Annotated in this window: 22 protein-coding genes and 1 riboswitch; of the genes, 13 read left to right on the forward strand and 9 right to left on the reverse strand. The window is 63.7% G+C overall.

The genetic code is table 11. The annotated features are described in order from the left end of the window. Window positions 1-7: 7 nt before the first annotated feature. The 4 genes from Q1A85_RS10810 to Q1A85_RS10825 all read right to left on the reverse strand — a co-directional run bounded on the left by Q1A85_RS10810 (window position 8) and on the right by Q1A85_RS10825 (window position 4,503). Window positions 8-1,243, reverse strand: a complete 1,236-nt coding sequence (locus Q1A85_RS10810) for an acyl-CoA dehydrogenase family protein (protein ID WP_299688434.1) — start codon at window positions 1,241-1,243, stop codon at window positions 8-10. A 96-nt stretch (window positions 1,244-1,339) separates the two neighbouring features. After that, window positions 1,340-2,170 (reverse strand): 3-keto-5-aminohexanoate cleavage protein, encoded by an 831-nt coding sequence (locus tag Q1A85_RS10815; protein WP_299688435.1) that lies wholly within the window; start codon window positions 2,168-2,170, stop codon window positions 1,340-1,342. 472 nt (window positions 2,171-2,642) lie between these two features. Next, complete coding sequence (locus Q1A85_RS10820; protein ID WP_299688438.1) at window positions 2,643-3,035, reverse strand: 5-carboxymethyl-2-hydroxymuconate isomerase; 393 nt, start codon at window positions 3,033-3,035, stop codon at window positions 2,643-2,645. A 22-nt stretch (window positions 3,036-3,057) separates the two neighbouring features. Beyond that, window positions 3,058-4,503, reverse strand: a complete 1,446-nt coding sequence (locus Q1A85_RS10825; protein WP_299688441.1) for a cobyric acid synthase — start codon at window positions 4,501-4,503, stop codon at window positions 3,058-3,060. 86 nt (window positions 4,504-4,589) lie between these two features. Here Q1A85_RS10825 and Q1A85_RS10830 point away from each other — a divergent pair, with 86 nt between their 5' ends. Beyond that, window positions 4,590-4,742, forward strand: a complete 153-nt coding sequence (locus Q1A85_RS10830; protein WP_299688444.1) for a hypothetical protein — start codon at window positions 4,590-4,592, stop codon at window positions 4,740-4,742. Window positions 4,743-4,903: 161 nt separating this feature from the next. Here Q1A85_RS10830 and Q1A85_RS10835 read toward each other — a convergent pair whose 3' ends face one another. From Q1A85_RS10835 to Q1A85_RS10845, 3 genes are read right to left on the reverse strand one after another with little or no spacing between them, the layout of a single operon-like run. After that, on the reverse strand, window positions 4,904-5,245 hold the full coding sequence (locus Q1A85_RS10835; protein WP_299688447.1) for a hypothetical protein: 342 nt from the start codon (window positions 5,243-5,245) through the stop codon (window positions 4,904-4,906). Continuing rightward, the gene (gene cobO / locus Q1A85_RS10840) at window positions 5,211-5,822 is read right to left on the reverse strand and encodes a cob(I)yrinic acid a,c-diamide adenosyltransferase (RefSeq protein WP_299688450.1); all 612 of its coding nucleotides are present in this window, start codon (window positions 5,820-5,822) and stop codon (window positions 5,211-5,213) included. Before cobO ends, Q1A85_RS10835 begins: the two co-directional genes overlap by 35 nt. A 60-nt stretch (window positions 5,823-5,882) precedes the next feature. Next, window positions 5,883-6,494 (reverse strand): HAD family hydrolase, encoded by a 612-nt coding sequence (locus Q1A85_RS10845; protein ID WP_299688453.1) that lies wholly within the window; start codon window positions 6,492-6,494, stop codon window positions 5,883-5,885. A gap of 93 nt (window positions 6,495-6,587) precedes the next feature. Next, window positions 6,588-6,797, forward strand: a riboswitch (cobalamin riboswitch). A gap of 76 nt (window positions 6,798-6,873) precedes the next feature. On the opposite strand from Q1A85_RS10845, the gene Q1A85_RS10850 reads away from it, so the two are divergent. Genes Q1A85_RS10850 through cobJ form a run of 7 tightly spaced genes read left to right on the forward strand, consistent with a single transcriptional unit; the run spans window position 6,874 to window position 14,831 of the window. Then, the gene (locus Q1A85_RS10850) at window positions 6,874-7,254 is read left to right on the forward strand and encodes a DUF1636 domain-containing protein (protein WP_299688457.1); all 381 of its coding nucleotides are present in this window, start codon (window positions 6,874-6,876) and stop codon (window positions 7,252-7,254) included. A gap of 4 nt (window positions 7,255-7,258) precedes the next feature. Beyond that, entirely contained in the window at window positions 7,259-8,314 is a 1,056-nt protein-coding gene (gene cobW, locus Q1A85_RS10855) for a cobalamin biosynthesis protein CobW (protein WP_299688460.1), read from the forward strand. Between the two features lie 14 nt (window positions 8,315-8,328). Then, entirely contained in the window at window positions 8,329-11,595 is a 3,267-nt protein-coding gene (gene cobN / locus Q1A85_RS10860; protein WP_299688463.1) for a cobaltochelatase subunit CobN, read from the forward strand. Then, complete coding sequence (locus Q1A85_RS10865) at window positions 11,592-12,710, forward strand: cobalamin biosynthesis protein CobG (RefSeq protein WP_299688466.1); 1,119 nt, start codon at window positions 11,592-11,594, stop codon at window positions 12,708-12,710. Before cobN ends, Q1A85_RS10865 begins: the two co-directional genes overlap by 4 nt. Then, complete coding sequence (locus Q1A85_RS10870; protein ID WP_299688469.1) at window positions 12,710-13,339, forward strand: precorrin-8X methylmutase; 630 nt, start codon at window positions 12,710-12,712, stop codon at window positions 13,337-13,339. Before Q1A85_RS10865 ends, Q1A85_RS10870 begins: the two co-directional genes overlap by 1 nt. Then, window positions 13,336-14,064: a precorrin-2 C(20)-methyltransferase gene (locus tag Q1A85_RS10875; RefSeq protein WP_299688472.1), complete on the forward strand. Its 729-nt coding sequence runs from the start codon at window positions 13,336-13,338 to the stop codon at window positions 14,062-14,064. The genes Q1A85_RS10870 and Q1A85_RS10875 overlap by 4 nt, the downstream gene beginning before the upstream one ends. Further along, window positions 14,061-14,831 (forward strand): precorrin-3B C(17)-methyltransferase, encoded by a 771-nt coding sequence (cobJ, locus tag Q1A85_RS10880; RefSeq protein ID WP_299688475.1) that lies wholly within the window; start codon window positions 14,061-14,063, stop codon window positions 14,829-14,831. The genes Q1A85_RS10875 and cobJ overlap by 4 nt, the downstream gene beginning before the upstream one ends. Here the strand turns inward: cobJ and Q1A85_RS10885 are convergent. Beyond that, window positions 14,786-15,559, reverse strand: a complete 774-nt coding sequence (locus tag Q1A85_RS10885; RefSeq protein WP_299688478.1) for a cobalt-precorrin-6A reductase — start codon at window positions 15,557-15,559, stop codon at window positions 14,786-14,788. The two genes, cobJ and Q1A85_RS10885, sit on opposite strands and share 46 nt — an antisense overlap. On the opposite strand from Q1A85_RS10885, the gene cbiE reads away from it, so the two are divergent. Genes cbiE through cobA form a run of 5 tightly spaced genes read left to right on the forward strand, consistent with a single transcriptional unit; the run spans window position 15,558 to window position 19,917 of the window. After that, window positions 15,558-16,745, forward strand: coding sequence for a precorrin-6y C5,15-methyltransferase (decarboxylating) subunit CbiE (cbiE, locus tag Q1A85_RS10890; RefSeq protein WP_299688597.1), 1,188 nt, complete (start codon window positions 15,558-15,560; stop codon window positions 16,743-16,745). The genes Q1A85_RS10885 and cbiE overlap by 2 nt on opposite strands. Next, window positions 16,742-17,110 carry a cobalamin biosynthesis protein gene (locus tag Q1A85_RS10895; protein WP_299688481.1) on the forward strand — a complete coding sequence of 123 codons (369 nt, stop codon included), beginning with the start codon at window positions 16,742-16,744 and terminating at the stop codon, window positions 17,108-17,110. Before cbiE ends, Q1A85_RS10895 begins: the two co-directional genes overlap by 4 nt. Then, the gene (cobM, locus tag Q1A85_RS10900; protein WP_299688483.1) at window positions 17,107-17,901 is read left to right on the forward strand and encodes a precorrin-4 C(11)-methyltransferase; all 795 of its coding nucleotides are present in this window, start codon (window positions 17,107-17,109) and stop codon (window positions 17,899-17,901) included. The genes Q1A85_RS10895 and cobM overlap by 4 nt, the downstream gene beginning before the upstream one ends. After that, window positions 17,894-19,201 carry a cobyrinate a,c-diamide synthase gene (locus Q1A85_RS10905; RefSeq protein ID WP_299688485.1) on the forward strand — a complete coding sequence of 436 codons (1,308 nt, stop codon included), beginning with the start codon at window positions 17,894-17,896 and terminating at the stop codon, window positions 19,199-19,201. The genes cobM and Q1A85_RS10905 overlap by 8 nt, the downstream gene beginning before the upstream one ends. Next, the gene (gene cobA, locus Q1A85_RS10910; RefSeq protein WP_299688488.1) at window positions 19,198-19,917 is read left to right on the forward strand and encodes a uroporphyrinogen-III C-methyltransferase; all 720 of its coding nucleotides are present in this window, start codon (window positions 19,198-19,200) and stop codon (window positions 19,915-19,917) included. The genes Q1A85_RS10905 and cobA overlap by 4 nt, the downstream gene beginning before the upstream one ends. Here cobA and Q1A85_RS10915 read toward each other — a convergent pair. Beyond that, window positions 19,914-20,876: a LysR family transcriptional regulator gene (locus Q1A85_RS10915; RefSeq protein ID WP_299688491.1), complete on the reverse strand. Its 963-nt coding sequence runs from the start codon at window positions 20,874-20,876 to the stop codon at window positions 19,914-19,916. The two genes, cobA and Q1A85_RS10915, sit on opposite strands and share 4 nt — an antisense overlap. Window positions 20,877-20,884: the final 8 nt, after the last annotated feature.

Here is a 20,884-nt window from a genome sequence, read left to right on the forward strand (position 1 = left end):
CGGTTTTTCAGGTTGGGCGTTGGGTGTACTTCTTCAACTCCGCCCGCGCGACCTGTCGGCGATGCACCGCATCCGGGCCGTCGGCCAGACGCAAGGTCCGCTGATGCGTCCACGCATTGGCCAGCGGCGTGTCCTGACTGATCCCCTGCCCGCCATGCATCTGCACCGCCTCGTCGATAACCTTGAGCGACACACGCGGGGCAATCACCTTGATCTGGCTGATCCACGGGGCTGCGGCGCGGGCATCCCCCTGATCCATCATCCATGCCGCCTTGAGGCACAGCAAGCGCGCCATCTCGATCTCCATCCGGCATTCAGCGATGATGTCGTAATTTGCGCCCAGTTGCGCCAGTGGTTTGCCAAAGGCCTCCTTGGCCAGTGACCGGCGGCACATCAGTTCAAGCGCCGCTTCGGCCTGCCCAATGGCCCGCATACAGTGGTGGATGCGCCCCGGCCCAAGGCGGCCTTGCGCGATCTCGAAGCCGCGCCCCTCACCCAGCAGCAAGTTTGCGGCTGGCACCCGCACGTCCTTGAATCGGATATGCATATGACCGTGAGGCGCGTCGTCATGGCCGTAGACGAGCATCGGGCGCAGCACGTCGATGCCTTCGGTGCCTGCGGGCACGACGATCATGGAATGGCGCTGGTGTTTCGGCGCGTCAGCGCCGCCCGTGCGCACCATGACGATATACACCTTGCAGCGCGGATCACCTGCACCCGAGGCCCAGTATTTTTCGCCATTGAGCACATAGTCATCGCCATCCCGCACACAGGACATAGCGATGTTGGTGGCGTCCGACGACGCCACATCCGGTTCCGTCATCAGATAGGCAGAGCGGATTTCCCCTTCGAGCAGGCGCGACAGCCACTCATCCTTCATCGCTTGCGTGCCGTAGCGTTCGAACACCTCCATGTTGCCGGTGTCCGGGGCGGAGCAATTGAACACTTCGGCCCCAAGCGGCGTCTTGCCCATCTCTTCGGCAAAATGGGCGTATTCGACCGTACTGAGCCCGAACCCCTTGTCACTGTCTGTCAGCCAGAAATTCCACAGACCTGCGGCCTTGGCCTTGGCCTTGAGCCCTTCGAGGATTTCGGACTGCCTGTCGGTATAGGTCCACCGGTCGCCCTTGGCGATTTCGGCGGCGTATTCTTCTTCCAGCGGCATGACCTCGTCGCGGATCATTGCGGCCACGCGGTCCAGCAGGTCGCGCGTTTCCGGGCGCAAGCCAAAGGTCATGTCCATATGCAGTCCTCCCTAGGTGATCGGCACCGTGCCGCGAAATCCCGGCAGTGTCCACCGACGCCTGCGGATGCCGCAAATGCGTGTCAAAACCGGTCGCTACGCTGCCCGCAAACCGAGGATGGCGCGCACCTGTGACGGCGTGGCGACGGGCCGGTCGTGGCGCGCGCATATGTCCGCCAAGCGCGCAACCAGCGCCGCGTTCGATGGGGCCAGCGTGTCCTTGTCGAGCCTCACATTGTCTTCGAGGCCTGTGCGCGCGTGCCCGCCTGCTGCTACCGCCCATTCGTTCAGCACGATCTGGTTGCGCCCGATCCCGGCGGCACACCACGGCGCGTCAGGAAACAGGCGTTCGACCGTTTTTACATAGAAATCAAAGACGTGACGGTCGGCAGGCATTGCGTTTTTCACACCCATCACAAACTGCACATAAGGCGTGTCAATGATTTCGCCCGCCATGTGCATTTCGGCGGCGCGCAGGATGTGGCTGAGGTCAAAGGCCTCGATTTCGGGTTTGACGTCATATGTCCGCATCTCGGAGGCCAGCCACGACACGAGGTCTGGTGGGTTTTCGTAGACACGCGTGGGAAAATTGTTCGAGCCCACCGCCAAGGACGCCATGTCGGGCCGCAAGGGCAGCATACCGCCACGCTCCTGCCCCGCGCCTGAGCGTCCGCCGGTCGACAGTTGGATGACCATTCCGGGGCAATGTTTCTCGACCCCTTCCATCAGGGCTGCAAACTTGTCCGGGTCCGAACTGGGGCTTTCGTCGTTGTTGCGCACATGCGCGTGGCAGATGCTGGCCCCTGCTTCAAAGGCCGCATGGGTGCTTTCCACCTGCTCTGACACAGTGATCGGCACCGCTGGATTGTCAGCCTTGCGCGGAACCGACCCGGTGATGGCGACGCAGATGATGCAAGGCTTGGTCATAGGGGTATCCGTATTCTGATTGCGCGCATCGTTTCGCAAAGCGCGGGCGGCGTCCAGCCCGGTGCGAGCTATCTACCGGGATAAAGCCGCGCGCGCCGTTATTGGGACGAGAAAAAGCGTGACTGCGGGCAATGCAACCATGGTTTATGCCGGTGCCGGAAATGACTCTGGCTTGCGGATTGTAACGTGGGCAAGGATCTCGGCTTTGTTGGGATGCGGCGCGAGATGACGGCGGTCCACAGATTGGACCTTGTGCAGATGATAGTGCGCCCGACCAGTGAGGTGGAAGTCGCCGCGATCAAGAAACGCACCCCTGTACCGTGACCAAACCTCAACTGCTGTTCTCATACGGTGCCGGTCAAGACCTGTCCCGTTGCCGACACCCATTTTCGCCTGCACTTGGGAGGGATGTTTCATCCGGCTGCGCGCCACAGTGTCGCCCATGATCCGCGACAGGAACGACAACAAGACGTCAGTGCATGTCCGTCGGCAGAAAGCGGCGGATGGAACTGGACTTGCGACTGGTCTCAGTCGCCGCTTCGCGCAACTCAAATGATAGTAGGAACGGTGCCACCGCCATGTGTTCGGCGGTAAAGCGCTGTGCTGCGTCGAAAATCTCGTCTGCCGCGCGGGATTGCGTGGCGCCATCCCGGCCTGCACCGATCCGCACAGCGATGTCGATGAACCCGTGACGCGGGTCACCATCAGCGATCACCACATGCGTCGCGGCAAAGGCGCGGACGCGGATGCCCGCGGGCGGAAAAATGCCTGTGGCCACCGCCGAATCCCGCAGCACACCGCAGAGTGCCGCGATATCAATGTGTTCTTCAAGATTAGCGGAGTATTCAAGCGTGATATGAGGCATGGTGCCACCGTCGCGCGCAGCCCTAGCGCGCGCAAGCCAAAAGCGCATCTACATCCAGATGCGCCTCAAGGTGGTCGGCCAGCGCGTCCAACGTGCTCTCGACGTCGGCGGCATAATGCGTTGCACCCGCAACGTCGAACCGCGCCAGCCACGCGTGGCGAAAGGCGTCATCGCGGAACATGCCATGCAGGTAACTGGCCTCAATCCGACCATCGGCGCTGACCGCACCCTCGTCCGCGCCCGCCACGCGGGCAAAGGGGCGCGCGCGGTCCGGTCCCGTTGTGACCCCCTTGTGCATTTCGTAGCCGCGCATCCGCGCGCCGGTTGCCACGTGCACGGCCTCCGTTTCGGTCAGGCGTTTGTCGCCCGTCATGACGGTCGAGAGGTCGAGCAGCCCCAGCCCGGCCTCAGTGCCGGGGACGCCTTCGATGCCTTCTGGGTCTTCTACCACATGCCCCAGCATCTGGTACCCGCCGCAAATACCCAGCACATGCCCACCCCGCCGCAGATGCGCGCGCAGATCGACGTCCCATCCCTGAGCCTTGAGAAAGGCCAGATCGCCGCGCGTGGATTTACTGCCAGGAAGCACAACGACATCCGCATCGCCGGGGATCGCCCGCCCGGCCTCCAGCATGGTCACACGCACGCCCGGTTCCTGCGCCAGAGGGTCCATGTCGTCAAAATTGGATATTCGCGACAGTTTTAGGCATACAATATGCAGCCCTGTCGCACGTCCGGGTGTGCGGATGTCCAGCGCATCTTCGGCGGGCAGTTTCCACGCGTCGGCAAACCACGGCACCACGCCAAAGCCGCGCCAGTCGGTGTGATCGGTGATCAGGTCATAGCCGTCATCAAACAACCGCGGGTCGCCGCGAAATCGGTTGATGATGAAACCGCAGACAAGTGCGGCATCCTTTGGATCAATCACCTCTTGCGTGCCGACGATCTGGGCGATCACCCCGCCCCGGTCGATATCCCCCACCAGTGCAACAGGGGTGTTCGACGCCCGTGCAAAGCCCATATTGGCAATGTCACCCGCGCGCAGATTGACCTCCGCAGGGCTGCCCGCGCCTTCGACAATCACCAGATCGTACTGCGATTTCAATCGATTAAAGCTGCGCAGTACCGGTTCCATCAGCGATAGCTTGAGCGCTGCATAATCACGCGCCTTTACGGTTGCCACGCGTTTGCCTTGCACGACCACCTGACTGCCCACTTCGGTTTCAGGCTTGAGCAGCACCGGGTTCATATCCGTATGGGGCGCCAATCCGCAGGCCAGCGCCTGCAAAGCCTGCGCGCGCCCGATCTCGCCCCCGTCCGCAGTCACAGCGGCGTTGTTGGACATATTCTGCGGCTTGAACGGGGCCACTGACAGACCCCTGTGTCTCGCTGAGCGGCACAGTCCAGCCACCAGCATGGACTTGCCCACATTTGAGCCTGTGCCTTGGAGCATGAGGGCGCGGGTCATGAAATCGTCTCTTTTACTGCGCAACGATGCCCGGATTGCCGGGTATGCCAGTCGTCATCGCATCAATCGGAAAGAACGGAAAGCCCATGTTGGATTTCACGAACACCCCCGAGCGCCGCAAGAAAGCCGCCAAGGCCAGACTGCGCAAAACGATGATCCTGCTTGGATTGGCGGTCATCGTACCGGTCGCGGCCAGCGCATTGGATTTGAACGGTTTGCGCGCACTTGCCTTGGGTTAAAGCGTCGTCTGCGTTCGGTTTCGGATCAAGGTGACAGTCACCACCCCACAGAGCACACGTTCGACCGCAAACGTCCAGTGCAGCACAAATGACATGATCCAGTGCGCCTGAGACGCGGGCACGACAATCAGCGGACCGGCAAATGACCAGTCCCCAAAGCCTCAGCTTATGGCGCCCGCAATGGTGTCGAGCATCATGTGCAACCCGGCGCCCAATCCACACCCGGTCAGCACCCGTGAAGACAATGCAAAACCGGCAAACAGCACGCCTGTCCACAGGGTCAGATTGTGGGTCGCACGGTGATGATGGTGCACCTTCCCACCATCCACGAAAAAGAACCAAAGCATGTCGATATCGGGCAGCACAGCCCCTGCGAAGATGCCCCACCAGATCACCGGGTCCCGGTCAAAGCCACGGTCCAGCGTGTGGGCAAGCAGGTAACCGGTCAGCAGATGGCCGATGATTACCTCAGAACTCCACGCCTTTCTGTGCCTTGACGCCAAGGTCCTTGAAGGGATGTTTGACAAGGCTCATCTCGGTGACCAAATCCGCTGCCTCGATCAGTTCAGGTTTGGCATTGCGGCCCGTCAGCACCACGTGGGTCATCGCGGGCTTTTCCGTCATCAGGAAATCGACGACCTCGTCAATATCGAGGTAATCGTAACGCAGCGCGATGTTGATCTCGTCCAGTAGGACGAACTGGATTTCGGGATCAAGTATCTGCTCTTTGGCAATGCGCCAGCCGTTCTGGGCCGCCGCGATGTCCCGCTCCCGATCCTGCGTTTCCCAGGTAAAGCCCTCACCTGACACGAAAAACCGGCATTCTTGCGCAAATCGGTCGCGCAAAAAGGTTTTCTCGCCCGTGTCCCAGTTGCCTTTGATGAACTGCACCACGGCGCAGGGCATCCCGTGCGCGATGCACCGCATGATCATGCCGAACCCGCTTGAGGATTTGCCCTTGCCCGGTCCGGTGTGGACCATGATCAGACCTTTTTCCTCGGTCTTGGTTTCCATCATCTTGTCGCGGGCAGCCTTGATCTTTTTCATCTTGGCGTTGTGGCGTTCGGTGATCTCGTCCATCTGGTCCTCCGGCGTTGCGGCCCTTGTCGTGCCATGGAACGCGCGGGCGCGCCAGATGCTTCAGCTCAATGTCTCCAGAAATCCGGTCAGCCCGTCCCGCGTCGCATCTGTAAAGTGATAGGCCCGCCAGCCGCGGGCCTGCGCTGCGGCAACATTCCGGGCCGTGTCGTCAATCAGCGCATGGGCGGATGGCGGCGCCGCACTCCATGCCTCAATCTGCTCGAAATACGCGCTGTCGGGTTTGGCGCAGCCCATGAGGCCAGAGGCAAAGATGCGTTCGACCCGCGGGCCAAATCCCATCTCCGCCCCAATAAAGGCGGCGCGCCGCGCCTCGTTGTTGGTGCCGATCACGTGGCGCAGACCGGGCCGCGCAAGGTGCGCCACAACCATTGCATCCGGGCGTGCGTCCCGCGCAAACCAATAGGCAAGAAAGGCATCCGGATCAAAACTGTGACCGGCCCGGAGACGCCAGTCGTCCACGACATCGCGCAGGTCCAGCTGGCCGCGCATGATCCGGCCAATCCGATCTGGATGAAAAACGTCGGCCGCCATTTCATCCCGGTCCACGCCCCAATCCTGCATCAGCCGGTCCGCCCAGACAAACCGCCCGTCCACGATGTTCGCGTTCAACACACCGTCGAAATCCCAGACAAGGATCGGCTGCGGTGACATCTGTGATGCTCCTTTGGTCGTCGCGCCCTTGGGTCATAGCGCTTTGTGTGCGACCGGGCCACGCCGAACGCGCTTGACTCTGTATGCGGCGGGCCGCACTACGGTCCAGCTGGTGCCCGGGGCTTTGTGCCTTGGGTGAAAAGGGAATGCAGAGGGCCACGGCCCAAACGCAGCCGCCCCCGCGACCGTGACCGGAGAGGATGCTCCGTTGCCACTGGCGATATGCCGGGAAGGCAGGGCAGCCGATGAGGGAAACCTCAGTATCCGCAAGCCGGGAGACCTGCCAGCAGACGTGATGTAACCGGACGGGGTGTGCCGGGTGTCGGGATCACACGGCCCTTTGCCGCCCGTCATCTGCCATGCCGTCCCCCGACAGGAAATGACCATGGCAGCACTGCCCCCCGTCGAACTTTTGGTCTGCATAAAGTGCCGGCGCGAGATGGACATCCCCGACGGCGGCATTCGCCCCGGCGAAGCGCTCCATTCCGAATTGGCGAACCGGACCATGCCCGAGGGCGTGACGCTGAAAGCCGTGGAATGTCTGTCGAACTGTTCGTCGGGCTGTTCGGTCGCCGTGCGCGGCGGTGCGCAGCGCTGGACCTATGTCTATGGCAACCTGATGGAAGATCGCGACGCTGATATGGTTGTCGAAGGCATCGGCAAATACGCCGCAACCGCCGACGGTCTCGTCCCGTGGCGCGAACGCCCCGAACATTTTCGCAAGAACTGCATCGCCCGCATCCCCCCGCAGGAGTTTTGAGCCCATGTCCACGCTGAACAAAGTGCCCGTCACCGTCATCACCGGCTTTCTCGGCTCGGGTAAAACGACCCTTGTCCGCCACTTAATGCAGAACCCGCAAGGCAAACGCCTTGCCATTGTGGTCAACGAGTTTGGCGATGTGGGTGTGGACGGAGATATTCTGAAATCCTGCGCCATTCCTGATTGCCCTGCCGAAAACATCATGGAATTGGCCAATGGCTGCATTTGCTGCACCGTGGCCGATGATTTCATCCCGACGATCGAGGCGCTGATGGCGCTCGACCCGCAGCCTGAACATATCCTGATCGAAACTTCGGGTCTGGCCCTGCCCAAACCGCTGCTTAAGGCGTTTGACTGGCCCGATATCCGCAGCCGCATCACAGTGGACGGCGTCATTGCGCTGGCCGATGCCGAAGCCGTCGCGGCAGGCCGTTTTGCCCCGGATGTGGCGGCGGTGGACGCGCAACGCGCGGCGGACGACTCGCTGGACCACGAAACACCCCTGTCCGAGGTATTCGAAGACCAGATCAGCTGTGCCGACATCATCCTGCTGACCAAGCCCGACCTTGCTGGCCCCGATGGCATCGCCCGCGCACGCGAGATCATCGATGCCGAAGCGCCCCGCCCCCTACCGATTGTCGAAGTGGCCGAAGGGGCCGTGGACCCACGCGTGATCCTCGGGCTGGAAGCGGCTGCCGAAGACGACATGGACGCGCGGCCCAGCCACCACGACGGGCACGACGACCATGAACATGACGACTTTGAAAGCGTCATCATCAACATCCCCGAAGTGGATGACCCCGCCCAACTCGTCGCCCGTATCGAAGCCATGGCGAAATCGCAAAACATCCTGCGCGTCAAAGGCTACGCCGCCGTCACCGGCAAACCCATGCGCCTGCTCGTGCAGGCCGTGGGCGCGCGTGTGCGCCACCAGTATGACCGCCTTTGGGCCGCAAACGAGACACGGCAGGGCCGTTTGGTCGTGATTGCCGAACATGACGACGTGAACGAGGCAGCGATCCGCGACGCGTTAACCGAGGCTGTGCAAGCCGCCGAGTAAGCAGGACCGACCCGATGCACGTCGTCTTCCGCGAAAGCCACGGGCTCGAAGAGACCGAGACACCAACCGATCTGGGGCAATCGCCTGCGGATCTGGTGGTGCTGTCATTCTCGGACAGTGACCTTGGTGCATTTGCGGCGGCATGGCATCGCGGCGGTGGACCGACGGGCAAACTGCCGACACTGCGCCTCGCCAATCTGGCGGCACTGAAACATCCCCTGTCGGTCGACACCTACATCGAACAGACCTTGGACGGGGCCAAGGGCATCCTGATCCGCCTGATCGGCGGCGTGCCTTATTGGTCCTACGGCTTGCAACAGGTCGAGACGCTGTGCCGCGCGCGGGGGATCGCATTGGCGGTTCTGCCTGCCGATGGACGCCCCGACACGCGGCTTGACGCGGTGTCGACACTGCCCGTGTCGACCCTGCACCGGCTGGCCCATTTATGTGACACGGGCGGCGCGGTGGCCGCTCAGGCGGCGCTGGCGCAAATGGCACTTGCCTCCGGTCTTTATGCAGGACCTGTTGCCGGGGCCAAGGTGCTGCCCACGGTTGGTGCGTGGACACCCGAAAATGGCGTCGCTTGCCCTGTGGTTCAAATCAACGACGACCGCCCGCTGGTCATCGTCAGCTTTTACCGCGCCTATCTGGCCGCGGCTGACCTTGCCCCAATCGACGCGCTGTTCGCCGCGCTGCGCGCGCGCGGATTTCGGGCGCTGGGTCTTTTTGCACCCTCGTTAAAGGCGCCCGAGGCAGCGGCATGGATGACACGGCAAATTGGACATCTCAGACCCGCGGCCATTGTCAATGCAACCGCGTTTTCCGGGAAAGGGGCCGAAGGCACCTCGCCATTGGATGCCGGGGACGTACCGGTGTTTCAGGTGGCGCTGGCCACGTCGACCCGTACCGCATGGGCCGACGCCGAACGCGGCTTGTCGCCTGCCGATCTGGCCATGCATGTGGTGCTGCCAGAGGTCGACGGTCGCATCTTAGCCGGTGTCGCCTCGTTCAAGGAACCGCAGGACGAAGACGCGGCTTTGCAGTTTTCGCGGTATGCGCACGCGCCGGACGCGTCGCGGGTGCGTGCGGTTGCGGACCGGGTCAAAGCGTGGGTCGATCTTGGCGCAACACCCACGCGGCACAGACAATTGGCCCTCGTGCTCAGCACATATCCCGGCAAGGACTGGAACATGGCCCACGCCGTGGGCCTCGACCCGCTCGCATCGGGCGATGCGATCCTGCGCGATCTATGCGATGCCGGATACCATACTGCGCCAACGGAGCCGCTGGACCTTGCCTTGGGCACCGAGCGTATACATTGGCCGCGCGCGGACTACCTTGCGGCGCGCGCCGCCTTGCCCCAGGCTTTGCAGGATGACCTGAGTGAAGCGTGGGGGCCTGTGCCGGATGGCTTTGATTTTGCAGCGACACGCCGGGGCAATGTACTGATCGCGCTTCAGCCCGAACGCGGGCTGCCCGAGGCGCGCGATGATGACTATCACGATCTGTCGCGCACGCCCTGCCACGATTATGTGGCGTTCTACCTGTGGCTGCGCACGCAGGCCCAAGCGCTGGTCCATATCGGCGCGCACGGCACCCTCGAATGGTTGCCGGGCAAGTCGGTGGCCTTGTCAGAGACCTGCTGGCCCGAGGCACTGACCGGCGCTTTGCCCGTCATCTATCCCTTCATTGTCAACGACCCCGGCGAAGCGGCGCAAGCCAAGCGGCGTATTGGTGCTGTCACGCTTGGCCACCTGCCCCCACCGATGAAGGACAGCGCAACGCCGGACAGGTTCGTCCGCCTTGAAACCCTGCTTGACGAGTTTTCCAACGCCGACGGTCTTGACCCCAAACGCCGCGACCGCTTGCAGGACGATATCCGCGCCGAGGCGCAGGCCATCGGCGTCGAAGAGGACCTCGGCCTCGCCCGTGCCGCCTGCTCAGCCGAAGCGATCACGCGCATCGACCGATTTGTCTGCGACATCAAGGAAAGCCAGTTTGGCGACGGCCTGCATGTATGGGGGCGCGGCGCGCCGCAGACTGAACAGGCGGGCATGGGTCCGTCGATTGATGCTGAACGCACGGCGCTGCTTGACACGTTGGACGGACGGCGCATCGCAGGGGGGCCGTCCGGCTCGCCCTACCGCGGACGGACGGATGTACTGCCAACGGGGCGCAATCTGTACACAACTGACCCACGCAGCGTGCCGACACGCGCGGCCCATGCCCAAGGTGTGACACTCGCCGAGGAACTGGTGCGTCGCCACTTGCAGGACCACGGCGACTGGCCGCGCGGGCTGATTGTTGATCTGTGGGGCTCGGCCACGATGCGCACCGCCGGTGAAGAGTTCGCCATGGCACTGCATCTGCTGGGGGTGAAGCCGGTATGGGATGACGGATCAGAACGGGTGTCGGGCATCGAAGTGCTGCCGATCACCGATCTGGACCGGCCCCGGCTCGATGTGACCCTGCGCGTCTCCGGCCTGTTCCGCGACGTGTTTCCAACGCTTTCGGCCTTGTTTGGCCAAGCCGTGCGCGCGCTGGCGGCACGGGACGAAGCCCCGGATTGGAACCCTTACGCCGGACGCACCTCGGTCGCGCGGGTCTACGGCCCGGCGCCGGGACAATTCGGATTGGGCATGGGCGCCGATCTGGAACATTACACCGACGAAAGCCGCAAAGCGGCGGGCGAGGCGTGGCTGGCCGCCAGCGCATATGCGCTGGATTCCGGTGACGCGGTAAAGGACGCAGATGGCATACGTGCCCGTGTGGCGCAGGCCGACAGCTTTGTGCATTTGCAGGACTTGCCCGAGACCGATGTGCTGCTGGCGTCTGATTATGCGGCGCATGAGGCCGGGTTTGCTGCGGCACAGGCGGTGACGGGCGGCAACGCAACGCTGTATCACCTCGACAGCACGCAACCGGCACGCCCACGCGCCCGGTCACTGAGCGAAGAGATTGCGCGCGTGGTCCAGGCCCGCGCCACCCAAGGCGACTGGTTGGCTGGCATGATGCGCCACGGATTTCGCGGCGCGGCAGAGATTGCCGCCACGCTCGATCACATGGCCGCATTTGCGCATCTTGCCGATGTGGTCGGCCCGCATCTCTTTGATGCCTATCACGATGCGACCTTGGGCGACCCGCAGGTTACGGCGTTCCTGCAAGATGCCAATCCCGGCGCATATAGGGCCATGCAGGATCGTTTTGCCGCGTTGGACGCCGCAGGGCTTTGGACGACGCGCCGCAACTCGATCCGCGCGGCTCTTGAGGCTGCACAATGACCGTCAAGGGATGGTGCCCCGGGGCGTATCGCCCGATGATGTCCGGTGATGGGCTGATCGTGCGCATACGCCCCCGTCTGGCGCGTTTGGATGCAGATCAGGCTTTGGGTCTGTGTGCGCTGTCGCATCGGTTTGGAAACGGGATCATCGATCTGACCAGTCGCGCCAATTTGCAACTGCGCGGCGTACAGGCAGCAGACCATCCATCGCTGTTGGCAGAGCTTTTGGCGTTGGGTTTGCTTGACGACACGCCCGAGGTTGAGGCACGGCGCAATATCACCGTCACACCCCTCTGGCGCGACGGGGATATGACCACGCGGCTACACGCGGCAATCTGCGCGCGGCTGGGTGATTTGCCGGCGCTTCCAGCCAAAGTCGGGGTGGGCATCGACACTGGACCCGCACCTATACTGTCCGGAGTACCCGCAGATTTCCGCTTTGAACGGACGGCTGAGGGTGCGCTGCTTCTCCGGTTGAACGGGATCAGCCGTGGCCGCGCCGTGACGGAGGACGATGCGGCAGACGCCCTGATCGAGATGGCGGCGTGGTTCCTGTCTACGGGTGGGTCCGCGTCAAAACGTGTCGACCGTCATGTGGCCTCAACGCCGCCACCGGCGGATTGGTCCGCCGTTTTGCCCGCAGCAGCGGCGCAGCGCTTGCAGCCCGGCGTCGGTGCGTCCGGCACGATCCTCGGAGCGCCTTTCGGCAGCCTTGATGCCAATGCCCTTGCCCGGTTGATCCGCGACAGCGGCGCTGCGGCGCTGCGCGTCACTCCATGGCGACTGTTCCTGCTCGAAGAGGCGCACGTGACGGACCCGAGCCCGTTCGTGGCCACGGCGGGCGATCCGCTGTTGAGCGCACATGCCTGCCCCGGTGCGCCTGCCTGTACAGCGGCAAGTGTCGACACCCGCAAACTGGCCCGTGCGCTGGCCCCGTTTTATCCGCGCGGCCTACATGTATCCGGCTGCGCCAAAGGCTGCGCGTACCCCCGCTCCGCACCGACGACATTCACCGGGCGCGACGGCGCGTTTGACCTTGTGGAACAGGGCGCTCCATGGGATGAGCCGCGCCAGCGCGGGCTCTCCGCAGACGACATAATGATGCAGGTCATGTGATGCCCTACGAATACGAAACCGATGGCGCGGCCATCTACCTGCAAAGCTTTGCCACCATACGGGCCGAAGCGGACCTGATGGCTTTTGCACCGGACGAGGAACAGGTGGCGGTGCGGATGATCCATGCCGCAGGCATGGTCGGGCTGGAACGTCATATCCGCTTTTCCCCCGGTTTCGTGGCCGCTGCACGCGGCGCATTGGAAGCGGGTGCGCCCATCCTATGCGACGCGCGCATGGTCAGTGAGGGGATCACCCGGCCACGGCTGCCCGCCGACAACGCGGTGATCTGCACGCTGCACGACGAACCTGTCCGCGCGCTGGCCGCCGAAATGGGCAACACACGTTCTGCCGCAGCGCTTGAGCTGTGGCGGCCGCATCTTGGTGGTGCCGTGGTGGCCATCGGCAACGCCCCCACGGCACTGTTCCATCTGCTCAATATGCTCGAAGACCCCGCCTGCCCGCGCCCTGCCGCGATCATTGGCTGCCCCGTCGGCTTTGTCGGCGCGGTCGAGAGCAAGGACGCGCTGTGGGCCGATCAACCGGTGCCGTCCTGTATCGTGCAGGGGCGGCTGGGCGGCAGTGCGATCACGGTTGCTGCCGTCAACGCCATCGCGAGCCGCACGGAATGAGCGTCGGCACGGTGTACGGTGTTGGCCTTGGTCCGGGCGACCCGGACCTGATGAGCGTTAGGGCCGACCGTTTGCTGCGCAGGGCCAAACATGTGGCCTTTTTTCGCAAGGCCGGACGGCCCGGTCAGGCGCGGCGGATTGTGGAAGGGATGCTGCCCGAGGATCGCGTGGAATTCCCCATGGAATACCCTGTCACAACCGAAATCCCCCTCACCGATCCGCGCTACAATGAGATCCTGAGCCGCTTTTATGCTGAGTGTACGGCCCATTTGCGCGGTCTGGCCCAAGCGGGCGAGGATGTTGTCGTGCTGTGCGAGGGTGATCCGTTCTTTTACGGCTCGTTCATGCACCTTTACACACGTCTCAAGGACGATACGCCGGTCGAGGTCGTGCCCGCCATCACAGGTATGTCCGGCGCGTGGACGGCCACCGGCGCGCCTGTCACGTGGGGCGACGACATCCTGACGGTGCTGATGGGCACGCTCGACGAAGACACACTGGCCGCACGCATGGGCGCGGCAGATGCCATTGTGGTGATGAAGATCGGGCGCAATATCGAAAAGGTCCGCCGCGCCCTGCGCCGCGCGGGCAAATACGATGCGGCCCACCTGATCGAATTTGCCACGATGCCGAACCAAAGCGTGCAGTTGCTGTCTGATGCTGAGGACAAGGTGACACCCTATTTTTCGATCATCGTCGTACACGGTCAGGGGCGGCGCCCATGAGCGGTTGGGTGGTCATTGCCGGTCTCGGGCCGGGCGCTGATGCGTTGGTCACGCCCGAAGTCACCGCTGCCCTGGCCGAAGCGACGGATATCGTGGGCTACATTCCATATGTTGCGCGGGTGGCCCCACGCAGCGGGCTGACACTGCACGCCTCCGACAATCGGGTCGAACTGGACCGGGCGCGGCACGCGCTGGAGATGGCGCAGGCGGGGCGCAGGGTCGTCGTGGTTTCGTCCGGCGATCCGGGCGTCTTCGCAATGGCGGCAGCCGTCTACGAGGCGGTCGAGGCCGGCGACCCTGTGTGGCGCAGGCTCGACATTCGCGTCTTGCCGGGCATCACAGCGATGCTCGCCGCCGCCGCAAGGGTTGGTGCGCCGTTGGGGCATGACTTCTGCGCGATCAACCTCAGCGACAACCTCAAACCATGGACCCTGATCGAGAAACGATTGCGGCTGGCGGTCGAGGCGGATTTCGCCATGGCATTCTACAACCCGCGCTCAAAGGCGCGGCCCGAAGGATTTGGACGCGCGCTGGCCCTGCTGCAAGAGACATGCGGCGATGGGCGGCCCGTGATCTTTGCCCGCGCGGTGTCCACACCGGACGAAAGCATCAACATCGTTCCCCTGCCCGACGCCACGCCGGACATGGCGGATATGCGCACGGTGGTGATACTGGGCGCATCCAACACGACCGTGATCAACGGCGGGCTGCGCCCGATGGTCTACACGCCCCGGTCAGTCCCTGTGAACGGGTCAGTCACCGGATGAGCGATCCAGTCCAAAACGTCCTGCACGTTATGAGCCACTTGCCGATCAGGCAGTGCGGGGCGGTCGATCATGATGACCGGCAGGCCAAGTTCACGGGCGGCAACGATCTTGGCGTAGGCCCCCGTGCCACCCGCGTTTTTGGACACAACAAGGTCGATCCCGTGCTCCAGTATCAGCGCCCGGTCATCCGCTTGGGTGAAGGGACCGCGCGACACCAGAACATGGTGATCCGGAAAGGGTGGTGGCACGCTTGGCGGATCGACCAGCCGCAGCAGGTAAAAATGCTGGGGATTGGGGGCAAATGCTGCCAGATGCATACGTCCTACGGCAAGCATGACGCGGGCCGCGGGACGATCAAGTGCGGTGACGGCACCGGCGATATCAGGCACGGGATGCCACTGGTCCCCCGGCGACGGCTCCCATGGTGCGCGTGTCAATGCCAAGAGCGGAACGCGCGCCGCAGCACAGGCGGCGACGGCATTGCGGCTCATCTGCGCGGCAAAGGGATGCGTGGCGTCGATCACGTGGGTGATGCCCGCACTGCGGATGTACTCCACCAGCCCCGCCACACCGCCAAAGCCGCCGATGCGCTGCGGCAATGGCTGGCGTCGCGGACGCTCCACCCGACCGGCAAAGCTGACGACACCGGACAGATTGCGGTCCGCAGCGGCGTTGGCCAGCTGTGTGGCTTCGGTCGTGCCGGCAAGGATCAGAAGATTGGGCGTCATGTCTGAGGCGTGGCTGACAATTGTGGGTATGGGCGAGGACGGGGTTGCAGGCCTCGGCGCACGAAGTCAAGCGGCACTGGACGCCGCAGATGTCATCATGGCCCCACCCCGCCATCTGGCGCATGTGCCGGACGGCCCAGCAGAGCGCGTGGAATGGCCTGTGCCCTTTGCCGATGGGATTGCCCTTTTGGCCAGTCTGCGGGGCCAGCGTGTCGTTGTGCTGGCATCTGGCGATCCCTTCTGGTTCGGCGCAGGGTCGGTTATCGCCCGCAGCTTTGGCCGCGAGGAGTGGCGCGCCCTGCCCGGCCCGTCCTGCTTTGCGCTTGCTGCGGCCGAACTGGGCTGGGCGCTCGAAAACACAATTTGCCTTGGTCTTCACGCGGCCCCGCTGGAACGGTTGCGACCGGTCTTGTCACCCGGTGTCCATGTGATCACGACACTACGCGACGGCGACGCGGTTACGCGGCTATGCAGCTACCTGAGCAAACACGGGTTTGGCGAAAGTGCAGTGACCATACTTGAGCGTCTGGGGGCGGGTGATACCAAAGTGACCACCGGCACAGCGCAGGACCTGAAGGGACAATTTGCCCATCCTCTGGTGGCGGCGATTGATGTTGCAGGCGACGGGCCCGCTCTGACCGTTGTCAGCGGTCAGCGGGATGACCTCTTTGCCAGCGATGGGCAGATCACGAAACGCCCAGTGCGCGCCATCACTCTGTCAACGCTTGCGCCGCACCCGGGTGAGCATCTGTGGGATGTGGGGGGTGGCTCAGGCTCCATCGCGCTGGAATGGTTGCTGGCGCATCCGTCCAACCGTGCCACGGCGTTTGAAATGCGTTCCGACCGAGCGGCGCGCATCCTGTCCAATGCGGAAACATTGGGCGTTGGCCACCGTCTGCACGTCATCGAAGGTGCTGCACCCGATGCGCTGGCCGAGGCCAAGGTGCCTGATGCTGTCTTTGTCGGCGGCGGTCTGTCGCAGGTCCTGCTGGATGCGGTGACCTCGTTGCCTGCAAGGATCGTTGCAAACGCTGTCACGCTGGAGGGCGAGGCGTTGCTGGCCCACGCGCAGGCTTCCCATGGCGGGACACTGATGCGGATCGAACTCAGCCAAAGCGCGCCGCTGGGGGCCAAGCGCGGCTGGTCCCGGTCCTACCCCGTTGTACAATGGAGCCTCGTACGATGATCGTTGCCGGTTTCGGATTTTCCACCCGCGCCACAGCGCAAAGCCTCGAAGAGGCGTTGCGCGCGACGGGCTATGTTGGTCCGCTCGACATGGTGGCGTGCCCGGATGACAAGGCCCTGTCGGACGTGATGTCGGATATTGCGCGCCCCCGTGGGCTGATGATCAATGCCGTGCGCCCGGGCAAGCTGGAACAGGCCCAAACACGGACACAATCCGTTATCAGTCGACTGATGCGGCGCACCGGCTCTGTGGCCGAGGCCGCCGCGCTTGCCGCCGCTGGACCGGACGCGCGCCTGTTGCACCCACGCGCCATATCCGATGACCGCCTTGCAACCTGCGCCATTGCCCAAGGAGCCGCCACATGACCGTCCATTTCATCGGCGCAGGCCCCGGTGCGCCCGACCTGCTGACCCTGCGCGGTCGCGACCTGATCGCGGCCTGCCCCGTCTGCCTCTATGCAGGTTCTCTGGTGCCGGAGGCGGTGCTTGAACATTGCCCCAAAGGCGCGCGGATCGTGAACACAGCATCCATGGACCTTGATGACATCATGGCCGAGATTGAGGCGGCGCAGGTCAAGGGCCACGATGTCGCAAGGCTGCATTCAGGCGACCTGTCGGTCTGGTCCGCGATGGGCGAACAGTTGCGCCGGATCAAAGCGGCAGGCATCCCTTTTACTGTGACGCCGGGCGTGCCCTCATTTGCTGCGGCAGCCGCATCGCTTGGGGCGGAACTGACATTGCCGGGCGTTGCGCAATCGGTGGTGCTGACCCGCACGCCGGGGCGCGCTTCGACCATGCCATCGGGCGAGACGCTGGAAAATTTTGCGGCGACAGGGGCGACGCTGGCCATTCATCTGTCCATCGGCAATCTGGGGCAGGTGATCAATGATCTGACCCCGGCCTATGGCGCCGACTGCCCGGTGGCGATTGTGTATCGCGCCAGTTGGCCGGACGAACAGATCATTCACGCCACGCTTGGCACCTTGCGGGAGGCGATGCATGACGGGATCAGCCGCACGGCGCTAATCCTTGTTGGTCATGTCCTGGGCGCGTCAGACTTTGATGAAAGCTGCCTCTATGCCGCCGACTACGACCGCCGCTACCGCCCACAAAGCGCGGAAAGCCCATGGGCCAGTTGGGAGCATGGCGATGACTAGGGGGCTGATGATTTCTGCCCCGGCATCGGGCACAGGCAAGACGACAGTGATGCTGGGCCTGTTGCGCGCGCTGCGCGAAGACGGGCTGGTGGTTCAGCCTTACAAGAGCGGGCCGGACTATATTGATCCGGCCTTTCACCTTGCGGCGGCAGGGCGGGCGTCCTTCAACTTTGACACTTGGGCGATGGACACCAATCTGCTGGGCGGGATTGCGGCACAGCAGTCTGGCGCGGACATTTGCGTGGCCGAGGGGTCCATGGGTCTGTTCGATGGCGTGGCCACGCGCGGACAATCGGGCTTTGGATCAAGCGCCGAAACGGCGCTTGCCATGGGCTGGCCTGTGGTGCTGGTGATCGACGTGGGCGGTCAGGCGCAATCGGCGGCGGCCACAGCACTGGGTTTCAAGAGTTACAACCCCGACCTGCCCTTTGCGGGCGTCATCCTGAACCGCGTGGCAAGCCCCCGGCACGAACGGCTCACCCGTCTGGGGATGGACCGTGCGGGTGTCACCTTACTGGGCTGCCTGCCCCGTCGCGGGGACCTGAAACTGCCGGAACGGCATCTGGGCCTGATCCAAGCGGTAGAGCATCCGGACCTTGAGGCTGCAATTGCGGGCTATGCCACCTTCCTGCGCGAGAATGTGGATCTTGAGGCTATCAAGGCCGTCGCTGCCGCAGGACCGGCGCGCGCCCCGCATCCGCTGCCGCAACCGCCAGCGCAACGGATTGCGCTGGCGCGGGATGCAGCCTTTTCCTTTACCTACCCGCACTTGCTGGAAGGCTGGCGCGCGACAGGCGCAGAGATTCTGCCGTTTTCGCCCCTGGCGGACGAGGCCCCCGCCCCGGACGCCGATCTGGTGTGGCTGCCGGGCGGCTATCCCGAACTGCACGCGGGTCAACTGGCTGCGGCAGGCGCATTTCTGTCGGGCCTGCGCCGTCACGCCGAAACCCGGCCCGTACACGGTGAATGCGGCGGCTATATGGCCCTCGGGGATGCGTTGATCGACAAGGACGGGACGCGCCACCAGATGGCGGGACTGCTGGGTCTTGTGACCAGCTATGAAAAGCGCAAGTTCCACTTGGGCTACCGCCGCGCGGTGCTGCAGGCGCCATTGCCCGGATTTGAGGTCGGCGCGGCGCTGCGGGGACACGAATTCCACTATTCCACGATCCTAGACCAGCCTGATGCACCGTTGGCGCAGGTCTTTGACGCCGATGGAGGACCCGTGCCCGAAACCGGGTCGCGGCGGGGACATGTGACCGGCACATTCTTTCACCTCATCACGGGTGAGGCCGCATGACCGGGTTTGTGAGCTTTGTCGGATCAGGGCCGGGCGATCCTGAGCTGTTGACCCTAAAGGCTGTGAACCGCCTTGGCCTAGCCGATGCGGTCCTTTTCGATGACCTGAGCGCGGGGCCGATCCTGACCCATGCGCGTGCCGGTGCAGACCTTGTGGGCGTTGGCAAGCGTGCAGGCCGCCCATCGCCCAAGCAACACCATGTGAGCCGCCTGTTGGTCGATTACGCGCAGACCGGCCAGCGCGTCGTGCGCCTGAAATCCGGCGACGGCGGCACCTTTGGCCGGCTCGAAGAAGAAACCGACGCGCTGACAGAGGCGGGCATTCCGTTCGAGATCATCCCCGGCGTGCCATCGGCGTGTGCGGCGGCGGCAGCGGCGGGCATTCCCCTGACGCGCAGGCTGACGGCGCGGCGGGTACAATTCATCACCGGCCACGATGTGCGCGGTGCCCTGCCCGAAGATCTGAACCTCGCCGCACTCGCAGACAGCCAAGCGACCACGGTGGTGTTTATGGGTCAGCGGACGTTTCCCGATCTGGCTGCGATGCTGTTGGATGCAGGCTTGCCCGCAGACACGCCAGCGCTGCTGGCCGAAGGTGTGTCAACGCCGGCACAGGCGCTGCACCGTTCGACCGTCACAGAGCTTGCGGACCGATTGCGTGCAGGCGTCAGTGATGCACCAGCGCTGATCCTCTATGGCGCGCTGGCCGAGGGCTAGTTGTCGAGCAGGCGCAATTCACCTGCAAGCCACGGCAGCTTGATCAACGCCGGTTCGATCATGTGGCTTTGCATCAACCGGCGCATGGTCTGCGCCACGTCTGTCGGCACCGATCCGGCCCAGTCGGCACTGGCATAAAGCGAGATCGTGCGTGAAAATGGTTTGAACGGCAGCGCGAACGCTTCAACCTGATCGTGGAATCGGCCTGCCCGCATGTAGCCCAGCGGTGTAGTCACCGCCCACCCGATACGGCGTGCAACCATGGCCATGAGCGCAAGGTGGCTGCCAATCTCGAACCGCTCCGCAAAGTCGAGCTTTTGGCGCGCCAGATGCGCCTCGATCTGGCGCGAAATCAGTTGCTCGCGCTCATAGCGCAGGAACGGCAGGTCTTGCAGTGCGTCCAGCGGCGCGCCTGCGGTCACGGCACCCTTTGGGGCCACAAGGATGAACGGATCACGCGCCAGAGGATATTCCAGCACGCCATCCCGCATCGTGCCGTCGCTGGCCGAAATCGCGATGTGCAGACGTTTGTCCGCAATGGATTGCAGGATTTCGTGGCTGGGTGCGGTGGCCAGCGTGAATTTACAGCGCGTCAGACTGTCGGCGAGGATCGTCACAAGGCGCGGCGTCAGGTCATTTTCGAAATCGTCGATCACCCCGATCGACAACGCCGACAAATGCGCAAGATCCATGACCGTCAGCTCGGATTGCGCCAGCCGCAATTGCGACAGCGCCGCCTCCGCCCGCGCGAGAAAGCTGTGCCCGGCGGGGGTCAGGCGCATGGGCCGTTTGCCGTGATCGATCAGGTCCGTCGCCAAAGCCGTTTCCAGATTGCGCAATTGTTGGCTGACCGCGGGCTGACTGAGACCGGTAACAGAAGCCGCCTGCGCCACCGATCCGGTGGCTGCAAGTGCCTCGAACACTTCCAATCCGCGCAGTGTGACGCCTTTGCTCAACATGTTCGGCC

It is taken from the genome of uncultured Tateyamaria sp., assembly GCF_947503385.1.
Taxonomy (GTDB): Bacteria; Pseudomonadota; Alphaproteobacteria; order Rhodobacterales; family Rhodobacteraceae; genus Tateyamaria.